The organism is Halomonas sp. MMH1-48 (assembly GCF_022348105.1).
GTDB classification, from domain to species: Bacteria; Pseudomonadota; Gammaproteobacteria; order Pseudomonadales; family Halomonadaceae; genus Vreelandella; species Vreelandella piezotolerans.
In genome coordinates this window covers 1-19,951 of the sequence record NZ_JAKRFL010000020.1, presented here as the reverse complement: position 1 = coordinate 19,951, position 19,951 = coordinate 1, and the positions used below count along the sequence as shown (strand labels likewise).

Sequence of the window (19,951 nt, the reverse complement as noted above, 5' to 3'; positions counted from 1 at the left end):
TGAATTCATACTGCCACGACCTTGACCGTCAGCGTGGCAGTAACCGCCGATGGGCGTGTATGGACATGAGAATACCGAACCCCGCTAACAAGGTCACGCTAGAGGTGCCGCCATAACTGACCAGTGGCAGCGGCACGCCCACCACCGGCAAGATGCCACTCACCATGCCCACATTGACGAATACATAGATAAAAAACGTCAGAATGATACTGCCTGCGAACAGGCGACCAAAGGTATCTTGGGACGATGCCGCCAGCCACAGCCCGCGGCCCACGATCATCACATACAGCGTCAGCAGCACCATCATACCCACCAGGCCAAACTCCTCACCCAACACGGCGATGATGAAATCGGTATGCCGCTCGGGCAAGAACTCGAGTTGGGACTGGGTACCTTCTAACCACCCTTTGCCCCATAGACCACCGCTGCCGATGGCCGTAGTGGATTGTATGATGTTCCACCCGGAACCCAGCGGGTCGCTATCGGGGTCTAGAAACGTCAGCACCCGCTGTCGCTGATAGTTGTGCATGTTCATCCAAAGCACCGGTAGGCCCGCCGCGCCCAGCGCTGCGACCAAACCGATCAACTTCCAGGAAAGCCCTGCCAGCAGCACGACGATCACCGCCGCGCTGGCCACCAACAACGAGGTACCAAGATCTGGCTGAATGGCCGTTAGTACGACCGGTACACCAATGATCACCGCGCAGACCACGATATCGCGAAGACGTGGCGGCAACTGGCAGCGGTTCAAATATGCGGCCACCATCAGCGGCACCGCCAATTTCATCATCTCCGAAGGCTGAAAACGGATGACGCCAGGAATCTCAAGCCAGCGCTTGGCCCCCATGCCGATATCGCCAGCAATTTCTACCGCAATCAGCATGGCAAGACCCACCCCGTAGGCCAGCGGTGCCCAGCGTAAAAACGTCGAGGGGGAGAACTGGGCGATGATCACCATACCCGCCAGCGCCACGCCAAACCGAATGGCCTGGGCGATGACGGTATCGAGCCGCTGCCCCGAAGCGCTGTAAAGCACCAATAGCCCCGCGCTCATCAGCACCAATAGCATGCCGAGCAGCCAGGGGTCGAGGTGGATACGTTCCCACACACTTTTGCGCCGGGCGATACCGCTGTCCGGCGGACGCGTTGGATAACGCCGCAACGAACGGGTAATCAGTTGCCAAGGCATCGCTAGTTGCCCTCCACGTTGGCGGTATCTTCCTCTAACACCTCTTTGACTTCCTCGACCTCGGGGGCATCATCTTCGAGCAGCCAAGCATCCGTCATCGCCCGCGCCAAATGCGCGGCATGAGTGCTGCCGCCCCCCGCGTTTTCGACGATGACCGATACCGCAATTTGTGGGTCGTCGATGGGCGCAAACGCCATGAAAAGCGCGTGATCACGTAGGCGCTCTTCGAGCTCTTCCGCGTTATAGCGCTGATCTTGACCAAGCGAGAACACCTGGGCCGTGCCTGACTTGCCCCCCATGCGATACTCGAGCCCCACCCCAGTTCGACGTGCCGTGCCCTCGCTGCCGCTGAGCACTTTTTCCATACCGCTATATACCCGATCCCACCAGTTATCGTTGGCCAGTTCGATATCGGGCAGCGTATCGGGGAGCTCTTCGGGCACCGGCTGCTCGCCAATACGCAGGGCCAAGCGCGGCTTCACCCAATGGCCACGATTGGCCAAGGCAGCGGTAGCGCTGGCAAGCTGCAGCGGTGTGACCTGCCAATACCCTTGACCAATGCCTACCGAGAGCGTTTCGCCGGGATACCACGGCTGATTGAACCGCGCCCGCTTCCAGTCACGCGAGGGCATCAGCCCCGTGCTTTCTCCCTGAACGTCGTGCGCCACGCGTTGGCCAAAGCCGAAGTTGGTCATCTGTTCGTGGAGCTTGTCGATACCGAGGTCGTGGGCAAGAGAGTAGTAGTAGGTGTTATTCGATACGGCAATGGAGCGCTCCATATCGACACGCCCATGCCCCCAGCGCAGCCAATTACGATAGCGGCGAGAATCGTTGGGTAATTGATAGAAACCGGGATCGTTGATGGTGCTATCCGGGGTGATCACGCCCTCGACCAACCCTGCCAGCGCCAAGAAGGGCTTGATGGTCGACCCCGGCGGGTAGTGACCGCGAATGGCACGGTTGAACAGCGGCAGGTCGATATCTTCCTGCAGCGCTCGATAAGAAGCGACATCAATGCCGGTCACGAACTGGTTACTATCGAATCCAGGGGTCGACACCATCGCCAAAATTTCGCCAGTGCTGGGCACGATAGCCACGATGGAACCGCGTCGCCCATCAAGCAGCTCGTAAGCCAGCATTTGCAAGGAGCGGTCGAGCGTCAAGGTGAGGTTGGCACCGGGCACGGGGTCGGTTCGGCCCAATTCGCGTAGAACGCGGCCCCGTGCGTTGGTTTCGACCTTACGTAGTCCGGCCTCGCCGTGGAGTTCAGTCTCGTAAAAACGCTCGACGCCGGTTTTGCCAATGAAATGGGTACCCGCATAGCGTCCTGGGTCGAGCTCCTGTAGCTCTTCTGCGTTGATACGCCCGACGTACCCCAGAGCGTGGGCCATGACGTCCGCATCGGGATAGTAGCGAAGCAGTTGAGCCTCGACTTCGACGCCGGGCAACCGGTGGCGATTGACGGCCAGCCGAGCGATCTGTTCTTCGCTCAGGTCGCTCATCAACAGCGCAGGCTGAAACGGTCGCTGGCGCTGGCGGGAACGCACTTGAAACGCCTCGATCTCCTCCTCAGGCAACTCCAGAAGATCGACCAGCAAAGAGAGCGTCTCATCGAGATCATCGACTCGCTCACGCACCAGGGTCAAATTGTAGGTAGGCCGGTTCTCCGCCAACAGCACACCGTTGCGGTCGTAGATCAACCCACGATTAGGCGGCAGAGGCTCGACCCGTACGCGGTTTTTTTCAGAGCGAGTGCTGTAGAGATCGTGCTGCACGATCTGTAGGTAGCCTAGTCGACTAACCAACAGGCTAGTCAGCACCACGACCACTAACACGGCGAGCAGTGCCCTGACACGGAAAATACGCAGTTCTTGCTCGGGAATTTTTAGCGTGTCACGGCGCTGAGGCATGGCAACAGAGGACTCTCACAAAACAATAAAAGCGGCGGCCCCAGTGGGGAGTAAACACAATTTAGCCGTCGATCGGCCTTTAACGCCTAGCGGTGATAGGGATGACCCACCAACAGTGTCCAGGCGCGGTAGAGCTGTTCTGCCAGCATGATTCTGACGAGTGGGTGGGGCAGCGTCAGCGGCGAGAGAGACCACGCTTTGTCCGCCGTGGCGGACAGAGAAGGCTCCAAACCGTCCGGACCGCCGACGAGCAGAACGACGTCCCGCCCCTCCATACGCCAAGCATCTGCTTCTCGGGCGAGCTGCTCGGTGGTCCAAGGCTTCCCTTTGACTTCGAGCGCGACCACGATCTCATCGCCGCGCAGTTTTTCGCGAATGCGCTGTGCTTCTTGCGCACGCGCTTTGGCGATATCGGCATTCTTACCGCGCTGACCAAGAGGAATTTCTTCGATTTCGAGCGTGAAATCCCGAGGGAGCCGCTTGCGGTAGGTCTCGACGCCCTGCTCTACCCACGCGGGCATTTTGGTTCCCACCGCTAACAGCCGAATCCTCATGACATCGTGGCTCGCTCTTCGAACTGCTTGAGCGATTCACTCACCGCGCCAGCATCGCTGGGCAAGTCTGCCCATAGCCGCTCGAGATCGTAGAGCGCACGCGCTTCGGGCAGCATGATGTGGACGACGATGTCACCCAAATCGACCAGTACCCAGTCTGCATTGTCGCCGCCTTCTACGCCGCGGGGATGAAGTCCGGATGCTTTGGCTTTCTCGACGAGATTTTGGGCCAGCGCCGCCACGTGGCGAGTCGAAGTACCGCTGGCAATCAGCATCAGGTCGGTCACTTCGGTGAGTTTGGCAACGTCGAGTTGCGTGATATCACGTGCTTTGAGCTCTTCTAGCGCGTCGATCGCTAGGTTTTTCAGTGTATCGATGTGCATGACTCCTGAAGGCAACCCCTTGTTGTAGTGACGTATGGTGATGACGTGTCGATTGATAAAATGCGATGACGGCACCACCTGATCGGTGGCACCGAACTGCAAGCGGGCCATTGTAACGGCTTCTTTCGCGACTGCCAGCGCTATTCACCGGTTTGATAAAGCCGCTCACTGAAAATTGCTTGCTCCACCGCTTCAGGCACCAGATACCGCACGCTTTTCCCCTCTTTCAACCGTTGGCGTATGTACGTTGCCGATATCGCCATCCGTGATGGCAGCTGCAACTGTAAAACACCACCCCGCGTGCGCGTCATCAGTTCGCTGACACTACTGACTTCGCGATGGCCAACCAGTTCCTTCAGTGCGGACGGCCAAGGCGATGGATAGCCTGGACGCGCAATGACCACTACATGCGCCAGCCCAAACACCTGCTCGGCGCGGTCCCAGTTGGCCAAGCGCAAAAACGCATCCTGGCCGATGACCATGACCAGCGACACCTCGTCGCCGTAGTGCTGGCGAAGCTCCGCCAGCGTATCGACACTGTAGGAAGGGCCCTCCCGTCGAAGCTCACGATCATCGGCTACGAGACCACAGGCATCGCCAATGCCCGCTTGCAGGAGCGCAAAGCGCTGGGCGGCCGATACTTGGGGTGTATCGCGCAGGGGCGGCTGTGGCGCAGGCACCATGTGCAGCGTCGCAAGCCCCAGGGCTTCACGCACTTCCAATGCACTGCGCAGGTGACCATGATGAACCGGGTCGAAAGTGCCCCCCATCATGCCCACCCGCAATGGCGGCGGGCGTCTTGATGTCTCGCTCATTGGCGAACCTGACCGTCACCTAGCACGATGTATTTCTGGGTCGTCAATCCTTCAAGTCCCACCGGCCCACGGGCATGCAGCTTATCGGTAGAAATACCGATTTCAGCGCCTAAGCCGTACTCGAAGCCATCGGCAAAGCGAGTCGAGGCATTGACGACGACCGAACTCGAATCCACCTCTGCCATGAAGCGTCTCGCCAATGAGTAATCTTGTGTCACGATGGCATCGGTATGGTGGGAGCCATAGCGCTCGATGTGTTCGATGGCCTCGTCCACGCCGTCCACCACTTTGATGGCCAGGATGGGAGCCAGGTACTCTGCTTGCCAATCCTCCTCGCTGGCCTCGAGCGCCTGGGGCAATAGTGCTCGTGTACGCTCGCAGCCACGCAGCTCGACGTCGTGCTCGGCATATGCCCGGGCCAGCTCTGGCAGTAAGATATCTGCAACCGCAGCGTCCACTAACAAGGTTTCCATGGTGTTGCAGGTGCCATAGCGGTGAGTTTTAGCATTGACCGCTATGGACAGCGCTTTGGCAGGATCGGCCGTCGCATCGATATAGACATGACACACGCCGTCCAAATGCTTGATGACGGGCACTTTGGCATCGCGGGAGATGCGTTCGATCAGCGATTTACCACCCCGAGGAATGATCACGTCGATATACGCTGGCATGGCGATCATCTCCCCTACGGCGGCACGGTCGGTCGTCGCCACGACTTGCACGGTGCCTGCTGGAAGCCCCACATCGGACAGCCCTGCCTGTAAACAGCGGCTCAGCGCCGCGTTGGAAGCGCTTGCCTCAGAGCCACCGCGCAACACGCAGGCGTTGCCCGACTTCAGGCACAGGCTAGCGGCTTCGATAGTCACGTTGGGACGCGACTCGTAAATGATGCCGATCACGCCCAGCGGCACACGCATTTTGCCCACTTGAATACCGCTCGGGCGATAGCGCATACCGTCGATCTCGCCGACGGGGTCCGGCAAAGTAGCCACTTGACGAAGTCCCTCGATCATTGCGTCAATGCGCTGATCATTGAGCGACAAACGATCCAACAGCGCGCTATCCAGACCGTTTTCTCGCCCTCGCTGCATGTCTTGCGCGTTGGCCTGTAAAATCTCGCTGCGCGCGGCATCGACACGCGATGCCATGGCGATCAGCGCCTGGTTCTTGACATGCGTATCGGCGCGACGCAGAACGCTGGCAGCGGCTCGGGCACTTTTCCCTACCTGCTGCATGTATGCGGGCACATCCCCGGCAGCCAGATGGTGTTGGGCGTCTTGTTGGAATGTCTCAGAACCGCGCATGCGATCTCCCTGTGTCGTAAGCGTTACCGATGAAGTGCGGCGTATCGTATCGCCGAATGGCCTAATACTGAGTGATTCGAAGGACGAGGCCAAGCAATGCGTTATGCTAGGGACATTCGCAATCAGGTAAATAGTAAGCCACCATGCAAAGCAAATACAAAATCAGCCTATTGAAGGCTAATCTACTTGCCGCGGCCGTCGCTTTATCGCTCTGGATACCCAGCGCGGAACCTGCAGCGGCCGTCATGATGTGGCTCTCCATCGGCTGGCTCTTGATCACCGCCTTGATCCTGGATTTTAGCCATCGCCGCTCCCGAGGCTTGCCCTGGCAAATGCTCGCAGGCACGCTTCTGCTGGGACTCATCGCCTCCGCACCAGACCGACATGCGCTACTCATTTGGGCTTGGGGGGCCGTGTTCATGCTACCCCAGGATCGTTGGGCGGCCGTTTTCAACGGTGGCGCTGCGCTGGTCAGTTGCCTCGTGCTGCTACCTCATATCCCGCTCCCCGAATGGCTGTTGATGACACTCTCCTTGAGCATCCTACTGCTGCTGGCCATGTCGCGCACCCACCAACTGCTGACGATCAATGGCGTCATTCGTCAGCGGTTACGCCTCATACCCGGTTTGAATCTGTGGGCTGGCGAGCAGTTGTTGCGAGACTTGATACGCGAACAGACCCGCTCCGAGCGTGAAGCCATTCATGCCGACGTACTCATCGTTCGGGTAAGAAGACGCCAGCTTTGGCCGGTGGCACAAAAACTATGCGAACTTACCTACGATTTCGAGAACGTCTACCGTCTCAACAGCACGACGCTGGCTACCCTGATGCTCTCCAAAACCCCAGGAGAAGCTGCCAGCCGCCGGACGCTATTAGTGGCCGCCCTGCCTGATAACGTGCTCACGCAACACACCCCCCTGATGGACATCGAGCTTGCCTCGTTGACGCTCGACGAGTTGAGCCACTTTCCGGCATCCCACCTACGTGAGGTGGCATGAATACCCTCTTTTCCCCAAAACGTCTCATGACCTTGGCTTACGGTACTAGCATTATCGCGATGGTCGCCTATACGCTATGGCTCTATGCCATGGGTAGCTACCGCGAACTGCTGGTGCCTCTGTTCGTGTCACTCTTGCTATTAGCGTGCCTGTTAATGCACGTGGGCCAGGGCACTCAGCCGGCGCTGCCTCGCTTGGTACTGCTGATCAGCACCTACGTCGTCGTGCTAAGCGCGGTGAATGCCAACGTGGAAACGTCCTCCCTGTGGTGGGGATTACCGATGGCTGCGACGTTTTTGCTGCTTCCTTTATGGAGTGCGCTGGCGGTCAACACGGCGAGCTTGATCGCCTGGTGGTGGCTGGCACCGGTCGGCGTCATACCACTTTCGCTAGGTGTGGTCGTCTTGGCCCTGCTGCTTGCGCTGCCTCCTTGGGAACACGCCCGACGTCGCGCATTGCTTCGCGCCACGGACCCCAATGACAGTGACTGCAACGCCTACCATGTCGACACGTTAAAAGAGCGCTTGAACAACGAATTCCAGCGTGCTGCCATGTTGAACAAACGCTTGGCCGTCTTGGTGCTCCACCTCCCGCAACTAGACATGGCCGGAGAGCAGTTTGGCCTGCGGGCCCAAACGGCGCTGCTAGCCGCGCTGTGTCAGGAGGTCAACAGTCGCTGCCGAGACCACGACATTCTGGGCCGCGCAGGCAGCGCTACGTTTTGGCTGGTGCTGCCAGATACCAGTGAGAGCGGCGCGCTGCTCGTGCGTGAACGGCTGCAGCGGTCGCTGTCACACTGCGTACTGGTCGAGACCGGACAGCTGGAAGTCCGCATCGCCACCTGCCTGCCGCTACGCAAAGAGAGCTTCGAGCGCTACATACAGCGACTGGAAGCACGCGCCGACGCGATGGCCAACGTCTAGTTTTCTTGTTTTGTGGATGGATTCACTCTTGCCGACTGCTGACACGCTCCTCTCTCTTTCGCTTTCGCCGACGGCGCTATTACTTCTGGTACTGGGCATTGCGCTGATTGAATCTCTTGCGCTGGTGGGATTACTCGTGCCAGGCGTCGTACTGATCACGGCGGCCGCGTCGATGGCAGGGCATCAGATGATTGCCCTCCCTTGGCTAATCGGCGCGGCTTTCATCGGGGCCGTACTTGGCGACGGCTTGAGCTACTTACTGGGCGCGCGTTACAGCGATCGTGTGCTGACACGCTGGCCGCTATCGCAACATCCAGAGTGGCTGGGCCGAGGAGCGCGCTTCTTCGAGCATTACGGCGTTTACTCGGTGTTCATTGGCCGTTTCGTCGGCCCGGTGCGCCCTATCATTCCGCTTGTCGCTGGCATGATGCACATGCCAGCGCGAACTTTTCTACTGGCCAACATTACGTCGGCTGCACTCTGGGCTCCGGCCTATCTGCTACCAGGCTACTTGCTGGGCCACACCTGGCAGCAACGGCTCGACCTTCCTGCTAACGTGGAGATGGCCCTTTTTGTCATGGCCGCCAGCATCGTGGGGCTCGCTATCGTGTTCTCATGGGGGCGGGCTCAGGTGGGACGTGATGGCCGTGTGTATTTCTTCATCGCTCGGCTGGCTCGGCGCGTACCCGCCATACGGCGCCCCTGGCTAGCCATGAGCCGTAGTGGCGAGGTGCCCTTGGCGTCGCTGTTCTTATCGCTCCTCGCGCTCACCTTGGCATGCGCGTGGACACTGCTGGTGCTGAAGCACCCCGAGCCACTGATGATCGACCTTCAGGCACAGCGGCTCTTCGCTTGGCTCGACACCGACTGGCTGACGGCGACCAGCCTGGTGCTCGCCAAAATAGGTGACAAGGCTGGAATCGTCGCGCTGACGCTCCCTTGGTTCGGCTGGCTCGTCTGGATCAAACGGTGGGATTTACTGACCCATGGAGCGCTGGCATTGGGAGGCATCGGCGCGCTCAATACCTTGGGTAAGGCCGTTTTTGCAAGACCCAGGCCCGACACACCGGAGTATCTGACCGGGTCGTTCTCCTACCCCAGCGCGCATACATCGACCTGGGTCGTCGTCGCTGGCCTATTCGCCGCTTTCGCTGCATCGCGACTGCCTCGACAAAGGCGCATGTGGGTTTATTGGCTAGCCATGGTAACGGCGCTGCCGATGGCGCTGTCACGCTTGGTGCTGGGCGTTCACTGGCTGAGTGATCTCATCGGCGGTGCATTGCTGGGATTGGTCGTGTGCGCCGTGGTTCAAATCAACTGGCAGCGCCGCTATCGGCCACCGCTGCCAGCGCTGCCCTGGGCAGCGCTGTTGCTGGGGCCACTCGTGCTATTGAGCGTACGCGTAGCGTTCTTTCCGCCCCTCTGAGGCGTTACGCTCAACCAAGCGCTAGCCAAAGACCTACACCGATCATCAAGGTACCCGCAATACGGTTTAATAGCCTGACATTACCACTTTTGCCTAGCACCTTACGTAGCGTTTTCCCACCAGTGGCATACACCAGCATGCTGGCAAATTCGATGGTCAGAATTACCGCGATCAACAAGCTCAACTGCGGAGCCAAAGGCCTGCTGCCGTCCAAAAAGGGGGGCAACAGCACCATGAAAAATGCCCACCCCTTGGGATTGGCCACCGCGGTGACCAGCCCCTGAGTCGCTAACTGAAGACGCCCCGCCGCGGGCCCCGTATCCAGCTCGCTAGGAATGGCCATTCGCCCACGTGAGCGCCACATCATGATGCCCAAATAAGCCAAATAGGCACCGCCCACCCACTTGAAGGCGATGAATAGTTCGGGCTGGCGCAGCATCAACGCAGCGACGCCCGCCCCCGCCGCCGCCGCTACGAAACCTACGCCGATAAGCTCCCCGATCATCATCCACAGAGTGCGCTTGACGCCTTGCGTCATGCCCAACACCATGGCCAGTGTCATGCACATGCCTGGTGTTAACGAGACGAAGAGAAACGTCGGTACGAAGACCGAGAGCGTCGCCCATGACATCATGACGAACCTTCCTTGTTTTGCGCATCGCGAGAGGTGGCCGCAACGTGTTGCTCTTCGCCCCAGCGCGGCATTAGCGTATGCGCGATCCCCAACTGATTGAGAATGCGCGCCACGATGAAGTCGATCAAATCTTCCAGGCGCTGGGGACGATGATAGAACCCCGGCGCGGCGGGCAGAATTACTACCCCCAGGCGACTCAGCGCAAGCATGTGCTCTAAGTGAATCGGCGAAAAAGGGCTTTCGCGCGGCACCATGACCAGCGTGCGACGCTCTTTGATGGCGACGTCCGCCGCCCGCTCGATCAAGTTGTTACTCGCGCCGGTGGCCACTGCCGACAAAGTGCCCGTTGAGCAGGGGCAAACGACCATGGCCGACGGTGCGCCCGACCCAGACGCCACCGGTGCCATCCAATCCTCGCGACCGAAACAACGGATCTGCCCAGGCTGCGCACCGCTGCGTTCAGTCAGCGCCTCGACCAAACGCTGCGGCTGAGCCGGAAGGGACACATCGGTTTCCGTGGCGATCACCATATGGGCTGCTTTGGAAATCATGACCCATACTTCGTGCCCAGCCTTCACCAACACATCGATCAATCTCAGACCGTACTGAGCACCTGACGCCCCGGTAAGGGCAACGGTGACCGGTGGCTTGAACGTCGTCGTCACTGTTCTAGCTCCTTCTTGGTCAATGCGTTCAATAAACGCTCATGAACCCCTTCAAAGCCACCGTTGGACATCACCACGATACGATCTAGCGGTGACGCTTGTGTGACCACGGTCTCCACCAGCGCCTCGATGTCGTCAAACAGTGCGGCGCGCTCCCCCTGGGCCTCGACGAGCGACTCCATTGACCAAGCCACGTTGCTGGGCTGAAACCAAAACACCGCATCTGCCTCGGCAACGCTATCAATCAATCGCTCACGCAGCGCGCCTAAGCGCATGGTGTTGGAACGCGGCTCGATCACCGCCAGCAGGCGGCCCTTGGTCGTGGCGGCGCGCAAGCCCTCCAGCGTGGCAGCAATCGCCGTGGGATGGTGAGCAAAATCATCGATGACCTGAATACCGTTGACCTCTCCTCGGAGCTCCTGGCGGCGACGGGGCGTTTGAAAACGTGCCAACGCGGCACAGGCGCGCGCTAACTGCACCCCGCACAGACGCGCAGCGGCCAGCGCCGCCAAGGCGTTACGCGCATTATGTTCACCAGTGAGCGTCCACTCGACGACACCATCCTCCTCGCCCTGGTCGCTGACATGGAGCACCTGAAAACGGCTGGCATCGGGACGCTCCAAGCGAAGCTGCCATTGGCTGCTGGCGTCGGTGCCAAAACGGGACACCAGCGACCACGTGCCCATCGAGAGCACCCGTTCCAACGCAGGCTGTTGATCGGCGACCAGCAACTGCCCCTTGCGAGGTACGATGCGGACTAAATGATGAAACTGTCGCTCGATGGCGGCTAAGTCTGGAAAAATGTCGGCGTGATCGAACTCGAGATTGTTCATCACCGCGATATGCGGGCGGTAGTGCACGAATTTGGAGCGCTTGTCGAAAAATGCCGTATCGTATTCGTCGGCCTCCACCACGAAGGGAGCATCAAGCGCGCCCAAACGGGCGGAAACACCAAAGTTGCGCGGCACGCCACCAATCAGAAAGCCGGGCGATAGGCCTCCGCTTTCCAGTAGCCACGCCAATAAGCTTGCGGTGGTCGTCTTACCGTGAGTGCCCGCCACGGCAATCACTTGTCGCCCCGGGAGCACATGCTCGGCCAACCACTGCGCACCGGAGGTGTAGCGCAGGCCACTATCGAGCAGCGCCTCGACCTCGGGGTTCCCTCGCGAAAGCGCATTACCCACCACCACCAAGTCGATGGCACCCGACAGATTCTCCTCACGATAGCCTTCCATCAGGGTGATGCCCGCCTCCGCGAGCTGCGTGCTCATCGGTGGATACACATTGGCATCGGAGCCGCTCACCTCATGGCCCAATTCCCGCGCGAGTAGTGCAAGGCTCCCCATAAAGGTGCCACAGATACCGATAATGTGCAGACGCATGGGCCAAGCGCTCCCTTCCTAACCATTTCAAACGATTGAACTTACCGAACCTACCAATCAGCGAGCGCTGAGATTAGCACGCCACGCGATGATGCTCACCTTGTTCGCAAGAAGAGAGGGGACAGACGGCCGAGAAAGTGACAATGGAGACGATTTATTGCAGGATGCGCCCACCTATTGTTCGCCATTTACATTGACAGCCCTGCACCGTGACCCATAGGGCAGAACAGGAGTCCATCATGCGTGTATTGATTCGCTACTTTTTTAGAGGTGTTCGCATCTTGCTGGCGCCGGTCATGCTGATCTCAGAGAAGCTATCGACCCCTTCCGCCGTGGAGCGCTCTCCAGAAGAGCAAGCACGCGTCGATGCCGAATGCCAGAAACTCGCGCTCTATCAGTTTCGAACGTGCCCATTTTGTATCAAAGTGCGTAAAGAGATGGCGCGCCTGGGGCTCAACATCGAGCTGCGGGATGCCCAGCTGGACCCCGACCACAAACAGGCGCTGCTGGATGGCGGCGGCAAAGTCAAAGTCCCCTGCCTGAAAATTGAGCATGATGACGGCCAGGCAACGTGGCTCTATGAATCGGATGAGATCAACCGCTGGCTGCATCAGCGCTTTGCGAGTCACTAACGACTTTTAGAACTCTACCCTTTGTGCGGCCAGCTCGAAGTTAACGCGAATATCGATGCCCTCCGATATGCTGGGGGGTGTCTCAGCGTCGTGTTGAAGCGCTAAAACGCCGTGAATCTCGCCTTGCAGGTGTAACTCTCGCCCTTGCTGCTCCACGTGGTTCAATGACACATCAATATTGCCTCCTTCCGAGGTGTAAAGGGGTGGTATGGCCGTGGGTCCAATGAGCTGCATGACCTTGGCCGAGACGAGTTCATCCCCCTCCAGTACGAAACTCAGAACCAGCGCCTCTTGGGCATCCCACTCCAGCGGGTCGACGAAACCGGTGACCTCGACTTGTCGCTGGTCGCCGACATCCATGAACGTCGCATTGGAATCGTCACTTTGTCGTAATACGAACCAAGCACGCTCGTCACCGTCCAATGTCCCGACTATATTCGCCGACTCGTCAGCGCCTGCTAACAGCGCACCGCCCGTTAATGCACTGGCGAGTAGCCAGCCAACCCCTTGTTTGAACATCGTCTACGACACCTTCTGTGGTCTGTTCGAGGCTAGCCAGCCAAAGCACTGGCACGCATCGACTTTTGTCTAACACCCTGGTCTACAACGTGCGTCGTTAGCCTCATCATTTATCAGATGAATGAGGCCAGTCATTATTTCGATTGTATGACGCTATGACCTCTCTCTATGTTGTCAGCATAGCTTACGAGCTGACCGTGTCTGTTTTGCTGGTCATTGATGCGTCTGCGACATGTCCAGCAAAGCGAACAATAAACAACATACATGGGAACAAAGATGACGCTCAAGAAGACACTACTGACCTCTGTGATTGGTGCAACCGTAGTAGCAACCGCCATGTTGCCGATGACGGCAAGCGCAGAAACCCTGCGTATTGGTTACTCTGCCGACCCTGAAACCTTGGACCTGCACGAGCAGCTCTCCGGAGGCGTATTGCGTTTTTCGCACCTCGCTTTCGACCCGCTGGTACGCTGGACCAAAGACTTCCAATTCGAGCCGCGCCTGGCCACCGAATGGGAGCAGGTAGACGACACCACCATGCGCATGACCCTGCGCGAAGGCGTGACTTTCCATTCCGGTAACCCTTTCACAGCGAAAGACGTCGTATGGACCATTGAGCGTCTGAAAGAGAGCCCGGACTACCGCGCCATATTTGATCCGGTGGCTAGCGCAGAAGCCATCGACGACTACACCGTCGAAATCACCACGTCTGAGCCCTATCCGCTGCTGTTGAACCTTGCTACCTACATTTTCCCGATGGATAGCGAGTTCTACACGGGCGAAACCGAAGAGGGTAACGACAAAGGCGAGATCGTCAAAGCGGGGAACTCCTTCGCTTCACGTAACGTATCAGGCACCGGCCCGTTCATCGTCACCGACCGCCGCCAGGGTGTCCGCGTCGACTTCAAACGTTTTGAGGATTACTGGGATACCGAAAGCGAAGGCAACGTTTCTGAAATCATTTTGACGCCGATCGCTGAAAACGCCTCCCGCGTAGCGGCCCTCCTCTCCGGTGGCGTGGACTTCATCGATGCCGTTCCGCCCAACGACTTGGATCGTGTGCGTGAAGCCGACGGTGTCGAATTGGTCGAAGTGCCCGGCACCCGTATCATTGGCTTCCAGCTCAACGAAGAGCGTGTCGAGGCCTTTCAGGATGCTCGCGTTCGCCAAGCCGTCGACCTCGCCATCAATCAGGAAGGTATCGCCGACCGCCTGATGCGCGGCTTCGCCACACCGGCTGGCCAGTTCTCTCCTGAAGGTTACTCGGGCCACAATCCGGATCTCGTTCCGCGCTACGATCTAGAACGCGCCCAAGCGTTGATGGCCGAAGCGGGCTACGAAGAGGGTTTCAGCGTCGATATGATCGCGCCCAACAACCGCTACGTGAACGATGCGCAAATCGCTCAGGCGGTGGCCAACATGTTGGCACGTATCAACATTACGGTGAACCTGCGTACCATGCCGCTGGCCCAGTACTGGCCCGAGTACGACACCCGCCAGTCCGACATCGCCATGATCGGTTGGCACGCCGATACCGAAGATACTGCTAACTTCTTCCAGTATCTCTCGTTCTGTATCGATGAAGAGAGCGGTGCTGGCCAGTACAACTATGGCAGCTACTGCAATGAAGAGATCGACGCGCTGGTGACGGAAGCCGACGGCGAAACCGATCTCGAGAAACGCAACGATATGCTGCGTGAAGCCGAAGCCATGCTGTATGAAGACGTTGGTTTCGTCATGCTGCACTGGCAAAACTTGGCCTACGCGGCAGCGGAAGGCGTCGACGTTGAGCCGGTCGTTAGCGCACTGGACTTCCCCTACCTGGGTGACTTGGTGATCGAACGCTAAGCCCCACGCTGAACCGAACACCCGCGCAAGGATGCTTCGCTCTCCAGTCATGCTGGAGGGCGAAGCGTTTTCTATGGGTCGCCCCGGCCCTGATGCGGCGCGTCTCTGATTAACCTACATAGGTGGCGTACGCCATGATTGCTTTTTTAATCAAGCGGCTGATGCACGCAATATTGGTGATGTTTGTCATCAGTGTACTGGCCTTCGCCATCCAGGATAACCTGGGTGACCCTGTACAGCAGATGGTCGGACAGTCGGTCCCCGAAAGTGAGCGCGAAGCCATTCGTGAACGGTTGGGGCTCAACGACCCCTTCCTGGTTCAGTACGTGCGCTTTGCCAAAAATGCCGTTCAAGGTGACTTTGGCGACTCCTATTTTTACCGCGAACCGGCGCTGGAAGTGATCGCTCGGCACTTGCCCGCCACACTAGAGCTGGTCTTTGCCGCCACGCTGATCATCGTGCTGCTGTCCGTGCCCATTGGCGTCTATAGCGCGATCAAACCGCGCTCGCCCATTTCTCGATTCTTTATGGGCGCGTCGATTATCGGTATTTCGATTCCGGTCTTTTTGACCGCCATCGTGTTGATTCAAATTTTCTCGATTGGTATTACCGTCTCGCTCTTCCCGGAGAGCACGGCTTGGGGGGCTTGGCTAAATGGCTTGCTTTCGACCGAAGGCAATATGCCGTCGTTTGGCCGTGGCTATGACTTGGTGCACGTGGTGGGTCACTGGGATACCAACCTGGCAACCTGGAACGGCTTACAGCACCTGGTACTACCCGCTGTCTCGCTGGCCTCGATCATGCTGCCGCTGTTCATTCGTTTGATCCGCGCGGAAATGATGGAAGTGCTGCAGTCCGAGTACGTCAAGTACGCCCGCGCCAAAGGCATTTCCATGCGCCGGGTCTATTTCGTCCATGCGCTGAAAAACACCATGCTGCCGGTGATTACCGTGGGCGGCGTGCAAATCGGCACCATGGTGGCCTACACCATTTTGACCGAAACCGTTTTCCAATGGCCGGGCATGGGGCTGATGTTCCTCGACGCCATCAACCGTGCCGACATTCCGCTCATCGTGACCTACCTGATGATTGTCGGCGTCATTTTCGTGGTTACGAACACCATCGTGGACCTGATCTACGGCTTCGTGAACCCCACCGTAAAACTGACTGGTAAGCCCGCATGACAACGTCCACTTCTACCCCCGCACCAAACCGCTGGGAGCGCCTGCGCGACTCCTTTTTGTGGTACAGCTTCAAGCGCGACCGCACGGCACAGCTCTGCCTTGCGGTGTTCGTTTGCTTGGTCGTGACGGCGTTTTCGGCACCGTTACTGGCACCTACCGACCCTTATGACTTGGCACAGATAGACATTCTTGCCTCCGAGCTACCTCCCTTCTGGATCGATGGCGCCGACCCGATGTACACCCTGGGCACCGATGCTCAGGGCCGGGACCTTCTTTCGATCATCCTTTACGGCACGCGGGTATCGCTGCTGATCGGCTTTGGCGCCGTGGCGCTGCAAGCGCTTTTGGGGGTGACCTTCGGGCTGATGGCAGGCTATTTGGGCGGCCGCGTCGACGCTTTCCTGATGCGTCTGGCGGATATCCAGCTCTCGTTCTCGACACTGATGGTAGCCATCGTCGTAGGGGCCGTGGTGAAAGCCACCTTGGGCAGCGCTTTCTACAGCCAGTACGCCGTGCTGATGCTGATTCTGATCATCGGCTTGGCCGAGTGGCCCCAGTACGCGCGCACGGTGCGCGCCTCGGTACTCGCCGAGAAAAACAAAGAGTACGTCGACGCCGCCCGCGTCATGGGCCTGCGCAGCAAGCGCATCATGTTCCGTCACGTGCTGCCCAATACGCTGTCACCGATCTTCGTCATTTCGACGGTGCAAATTGCTAACGCCATCATTTCTGAAGCAGCGCTGTCGTTTTTAGGGCTGGGTATGCCGGAAACTCACCCTTCACTTGGGTCGCTGATCAAAGCAGGCTTTGACTACATTCAGTCAGGCTCTTGGTGGATCACGCTGATCCCCGGTGCGGTGCTGGTCGTGCTGGTGCTGTCGATCAATCTTCTGGGCGACTGGCTGCGCGATGTCATGAACCCACGACTCTACAAAGGCTGAGGACACCATGGCACTTCTTGAAGTCTCTCAACTCGACGTCCGCTTTGCCCTGCGCCAGGGCGAAGTACGCGCCCTGCGCGACGTCAACTTCACTCTCGAGCGCGGCGAGCGCCTGGGTATCGTCGGCGAATCTGGCGCGGGTAAATCCGTCGCCGCCTTCTCGTTGCTGAATTTGATCGCCAAACCCGGTTTCATTGCGGGCGGAAGCATCACGTTCGAAGGCAAAGAGCTCAACAGCATGTCGGAGCGAGGCCTGCGCAAAGTGCGCGGCAACCGCATTTCGATGATCTTCCAAGACCCGATGATGACATTGAATCCAGTGCTCTCCATCGGCGAACAGATGGTGGAGTGCTTGAAGGCCCACCGCCGCATCTCCACCAAAGAAGCCCGGGCCATCGCCCTGGACAAACTACGCCAGGTGCAGATCCCCTCTCCCGAAAAGCGCTTGGATCAGTACCCCCACGAGCTTTCCGGCGGGATGCGCCAGCGCATCATCATCGCCATTGCCCTGCTACTCGACCCTGACATCATCATTGCCGACGAACCCACCACGGCACTGGACGTGACGATTCAAGCCGAAATCATGGCGCTGCTGCTGGAGCTATGCGAACAGCACAACGTGGGCTTGATTTTGATCACTCACGATCTGGGGGTGGTAAGCCAAGTGACCCAGCGTATGCTGGTGATGTACGCTGGCCGCGTCATCGAGCAGGGCCCTACGCGGGAAATCATCAACGACCCGCAACATCCTTACACCCAAGGCTTGATCAATGCGCTGCCGCAAATGGCGACGCCGGGTGAAAAACTCAACCAGATTCGTGGCAGTATGCCGTCACTCTCTAATTTGCCCAGCGGCTGTGCGTTCCATACCCGCTGTGACTTTATCAACCGAGCCGACGGGCTCCCCCGGCCGGCCTGCACCCAGCAAGTCCCCGATTTCGTCGAGTCTGGCAACTGTCGCGTGGCCTGCCACATGGTGGCGGAAATGTTGGAAGATCGCCGCTTGAAGGAGGAGAGCCTATGAATGCCCAGGCGGAAACGATCGCGACCATGCCGACTCAAAACGAAGCGAGCAACGACTCGCTACTGCAAATTCGCGGTCTTAAAAAGCGTTTCTCACTCTCCGGTGATTTTCTGGAGCAGCTACGCTTCAAAGGCGGCAAGCTGATTCGCCACCAGGAGTATGTCCACGCCATTAACGGCGTCAATCTGGACATCAAGCGCGGCGAAGCGCTCTGCGTGGTGGGTGAATCTGGCTGCGGTAAGTCCACAGTGGCGCGCACGGTCATGGGGCTGATTTCTCCCTCAGAGGGCGAAATTCGCTACGACGGCCAGCGCATCGACGATCTCAGCTCGAAGCAGCTCCTGCCCTACCGCAAGCGCATGCAGATGATCTTCCAGAACCCTTACGCGTCGCTGAACCCACGCATGACCATTCAGCAGACGCTGGAAGAGCCACTGCGGCTGCACCATCCCGACTGGAACCGCCAGCAGATCCTCGATAAAGTCGAGGAGGTGATGCGTTCGGTGGGTATCGACCCCGATTGGGGCAAGCGCTTTGGCCACGAGTTTTCTGGCGGTCAGCGTCAGCGAATTGCCATTGCCCGTGCGCTGGCCGTCGATCCCGAATTCATCGTCGCCGATGAGCCCATTTCAGCGCTGGACGTCTCTATCCAAGCACAGGTGCTCAACCTGCTGATGGATGCCCAGCGGGATCGCAACCTGACCTATCTGTTCATTACCCACGATTTGGCGGTGGTCGAGCACTTTGGGACACGGGTGGCCGTGATGTATCTGGGCACCGTATGTGAAGTCGCCACGACCGCCACGCTGTTTGCCAAGCCCCGCCACCCCTATACCCAGGCATTGCTGTCGGCCATTCCCCGCTTGGAGGACGACCGCCCCCAGCATATTCGCCTGTCGGGTGAAGTGCCGACACCGGTCAACTTACCCAGCGGCTGCGTTTTCCATGGTCGTTGTCCCCATGCTAACGCCCGCTGTAAGCAAGAAATACCTGCTTTGATAACCCAGGATGACGGCACCCGCGTAGCGTGTCACGCTGTTGAGGAAGGCCGCCTATGAGCGCGGCCCCTTCAAGCGCCATACGCTTGGTCGTTTTGCGAGGTAAGGCATGGAAATTCGCTGGCTAGAAGACTTCATTGCCCTGGCCAGAACGCGACACTTCTCCCGCGCCGCCGACGAACAACACGTCACGCAGCCTACCTTTTCAAGGCGGATCAAACTGCTCGAAGAGGAAATGGGCGTCACGTTGATCAACCGACAAACGTTACCGCTGTCGTTGACGCCTGCGGGTGAAGAGTTCTTGACGCTCTGCGAACAGGTCACCGACCGGGTGCGTTTGACGCGCGACCGCGTTCGTGAAATTAGCGCCGGTCAGCAGCGGCGAATCATGGTAGCCGCACCGCAAAGTCTGCTGGCGCATTTTCTACCGGAATGGTTAGCCAGCAGCGGCTGGCAGGAGCGCATTCAGCCCTACCTTCGCGCGACGGGCTGGGTGGCCCCCACTGTCAAGCTAGTTGGAGTGTCAGCGGCTGTTAGACTCTGAACGATGTGGGGCGTGACGAGGTTCCGATGAAGTACTCCGACGAGCGCCGGGAAGCCATCCTCAAGAAGCTGCTCCCGC

Annotated in this window: 19 protein-coding genes and 1 pseudogene; 10 read left to right on the top strand and 10 right to left on the bottom strand. The window is 58.7% G+C overall.

Annotated features, from left to right (window positions below):
- Nucleotides 1–28: 28 nt before the first annotated feature.
- The 6 genes from rodA to MHM37_RS14630 form a co-directional block, all read right to left on the bottom strand.
- Nucleotides 29–1,189: a rod shape-determining protein RodA gene (gene rodA / locus MHM37_RS14655; RefSeq protein ID WP_139528130.1), complete on the bottom strand. Its 1,161-nt coding sequence runs from the start codon at nt 1,187–1,189 to the stop codon at nt 29–31.
- A gap of 2 nt (nt 1,190–1,191) precedes the next feature.
- Nucleotides 1,192–3,099 (bottom strand): penicillin-binding protein 2, encoded by a 1,908-nt coding sequence (gene mrdA / locus MHM37_RS14650; RefSeq protein WP_139528131.1) that lies wholly within the window; start codon nt 3,097–3,099, stop codon nt 1,192–1,194.
- An 86-nt stretch (nt 3,100–3,185) separates the two neighbouring features.
- The gene (gene rlmH / locus MHM37_RS14645) at nt 3,186–3,653 is read right to left on the bottom strand and encodes a 23S rRNA (pseudouridine(1915)-N(3))-methyltransferase RlmH (protein ID WP_139528132.1); all 468 of its coding nucleotides are present in this window, start codon (nt 3,651–3,653) and stop codon (nt 3,186–3,188) included.
- Nucleotides 3,650–4,036, bottom strand: a complete 387-nt coding sequence (gene rsfS / locus MHM37_RS14640) for a ribosome silencing factor (protein WP_153843855.1) — start codon at nt 4,034–4,036, stop codon at nt 3,650–3,652. The genes rlmH and rsfS overlap by 4 nt, the downstream gene beginning before the upstream one ends.
- Nucleotides 4,037–4,176: 140 nt before the next feature.
- Nucleotides 4,177–4,851, bottom strand: a complete 675-nt coding sequence (gene nadD / locus MHM37_RS14635) for a nicotinate-nucleotide adenylyltransferase (RefSeq protein WP_239297126.1) — start codon at nt 4,849–4,851, stop codon at nt 4,177–4,179.
- A complete protein-coding gene (locus tag MHM37_RS14630; RefSeq protein ID WP_139528134.1) occupies nt 4,848–6,155 on the bottom strand; it encodes a glutamate-5-semialdehyde dehydrogenase in 1,308 nt (435 codons plus the stop codon). Before MHM37_RS14630 ends, nadD begins: the two co-directional genes overlap by 4 nt.
- A 143-nt stretch (nt 6,156–6,298) precedes the next feature.
- Here MHM37_RS14630 and MHM37_RS14625 point away from each other — a divergent pair, with 143 nt between their 5' ends.
- From MHM37_RS14625 to MHM37_RS14615, 3 genes are read left to right on the top strand one after another with little or no spacing between them, the layout of a single operon-like run.
- Complete coding sequence (locus MHM37_RS14625) at nt 6,299–7,153, top strand: hypothetical protein (protein WP_239297128.1); 855 nt, start codon at nt 6,299–6,301, stop codon at nt 7,151–7,153.
- Nucleotides 7,150–8,076 carry a diguanylate cyclase gene (locus MHM37_RS14620; RefSeq protein WP_239297130.1) on the top strand — a complete coding sequence of 309 codons (927 nt, stop codon included), beginning with the start codon at nt 7,150–7,152 and terminating at the stop codon, nt 8,074–8,076. Before MHM37_RS14625 ends, MHM37_RS14620 begins: the two co-directional genes overlap by 4 nt.
- A 28-nt stretch (nt 8,077–8,104) precedes the next feature.
- Nucleotides 8,105–9,502: a bifunctional DedA family/phosphatase PAP2 family protein gene (locus tag MHM37_RS14615; protein ID WP_239297131.1), complete on the top strand. Its 1,398-nt coding sequence runs from the start codon at nt 8,105–8,107 to the stop codon at nt 9,500–9,502.
- Nucleotides 9,503–9,512: 10 nt separating this feature from the next.
- On the opposite strand, the gene MHM37_RS14610 is transcribed toward MHM37_RS14615, so the two are convergent.
- From MHM37_RS14610 to mpl, 3 genes are read right to left on the bottom strand one after another with little or no spacing between them, the layout of a single operon-like run.
- Nucleotides 9,513–10,136 carry a LysE family translocator gene (locus tag MHM37_RS14610; RefSeq protein WP_174788519.1) on the bottom strand — a complete coding sequence of 208 codons (624 nt, stop codon included), beginning with the start codon at nt 10,134–10,136 and terminating at the stop codon, nt 9,513–9,515.
- On the bottom strand, nt 10,133–10,801 hold the full coding sequence (locus MHM37_RS14605; protein ID WP_239286216.1) for a flavin prenyltransferase UbiX: 669 nt from the start codon (nt 10,799–10,801) through the stop codon (nt 10,133–10,135). Before MHM37_RS14605 ends, MHM37_RS14610 begins: the two co-directional genes overlap by 4 nt.
- Nucleotides 10,798–12,183 carry a UDP-N-acetylmuramate:L-alanyl-gamma-D-glutamyl-meso-diaminopimelate ligase gene (gene mpl, locus MHM37_RS14600; protein WP_239297132.1) on the bottom strand — a complete coding sequence of 462 codons (1,386 nt, stop codon included), beginning with the start codon at nt 12,181–12,183 and terminating at the stop codon, nt 10,798–10,800. The genes MHM37_RS14605 and mpl overlap by 4 nt, the downstream gene beginning before the upstream one ends.
- A gap of 239 nt (nt 12,184–12,422) precedes the next feature.
- Here mpl and MHM37_RS14595 point away from each other — a divergent pair, with 239 nt between their 5' ends.
- Complete coding sequence (locus MHM37_RS14595; protein WP_239297133.1) at nt 12,423–12,815, top strand: glutaredoxin; 393 nt, start codon at nt 12,423–12,425, stop codon at nt 12,813–12,815.
- 6 nt (nt 12,816–12,821) lie between these two features.
- Here the strand turns inward: MHM37_RS14595 and MHM37_RS14590 are convergent, their stop codons facing one another.
- On the bottom strand, nt 12,822–13,334 hold the full coding sequence (locus MHM37_RS14590; protein ID WP_239286222.1) for a hypothetical protein: 513 nt from the start codon (nt 13,332–13,334) through the stop codon (nt 12,822–12,824).
- Between the two features lie 276 nt (nt 13,335–13,610).
- Between MHM37_RS14590 and MHM37_RS14585 the strand changes: the two genes are divergently transcribed.
- The 6 genes and pseudogenes from MHM37_RS14585 to MHM37_RS14560 all read left to right on the top strand — a co-directional run.
- A complete protein-coding gene (locus MHM37_RS14585; RefSeq protein WP_239297135.1) occupies nt 13,611–15,182 on the top strand; it encodes an ABC transporter substrate-binding protein in 1,572 nt (523 codons plus the stop codon).
- Nucleotides 15,183–15,316: 134 nt separating this feature from the next.
- Nucleotides 15,317–16,366, top strand: a complete 1,050-nt coding sequence (locus MHM37_RS14580; RefSeq protein WP_239297137.1) for an ABC transporter permease — start codon at nt 15,317–15,319, stop codon at nt 16,364–16,366.
- A complete protein-coding gene (locus tag MHM37_RS14575; RefSeq protein WP_239286228.1) occupies nt 16,363–17,307 on the top strand; it encodes an ABC transporter permease in 945 nt (314 codons plus the stop codon). Before MHM37_RS14580 ends, MHM37_RS14575 begins: the two co-directional genes overlap by 4 nt.
- 7 nt (nt 17,308–17,314) lie before the next feature.
- Complete coding sequence (locus MHM37_RS14570; RefSeq protein WP_239297138.1) at nt 17,315–18,331, top strand: ABC transporter ATP-binding protein; 1,017 nt, start codon at nt 17,315–17,317, stop codon at nt 18,329–18,331.
- On the top strand, nt 18,328–19,389 hold the full coding sequence (locus MHM37_RS14565) for an oligopeptide/dipeptide ABC transporter ATP-binding protein (RefSeq protein WP_139528145.1): 1,062 nt from the start codon (nt 18,328–18,330) through the stop codon (nt 19,387–19,389). Before MHM37_RS14570 ends, MHM37_RS14565 begins: the two co-directional genes overlap by 4 nt.
- 49 nt (nt 19,390–19,438) lie before the next feature.
- Nucleotides 19,439–19,828, top strand: a pseudogene (locus MHM37_RS14560) (LysR family transcriptional regulator); the annotation flags it as partial.
- Nucleotides 19,829–19,951: the final 123 nt, after the last annotated feature.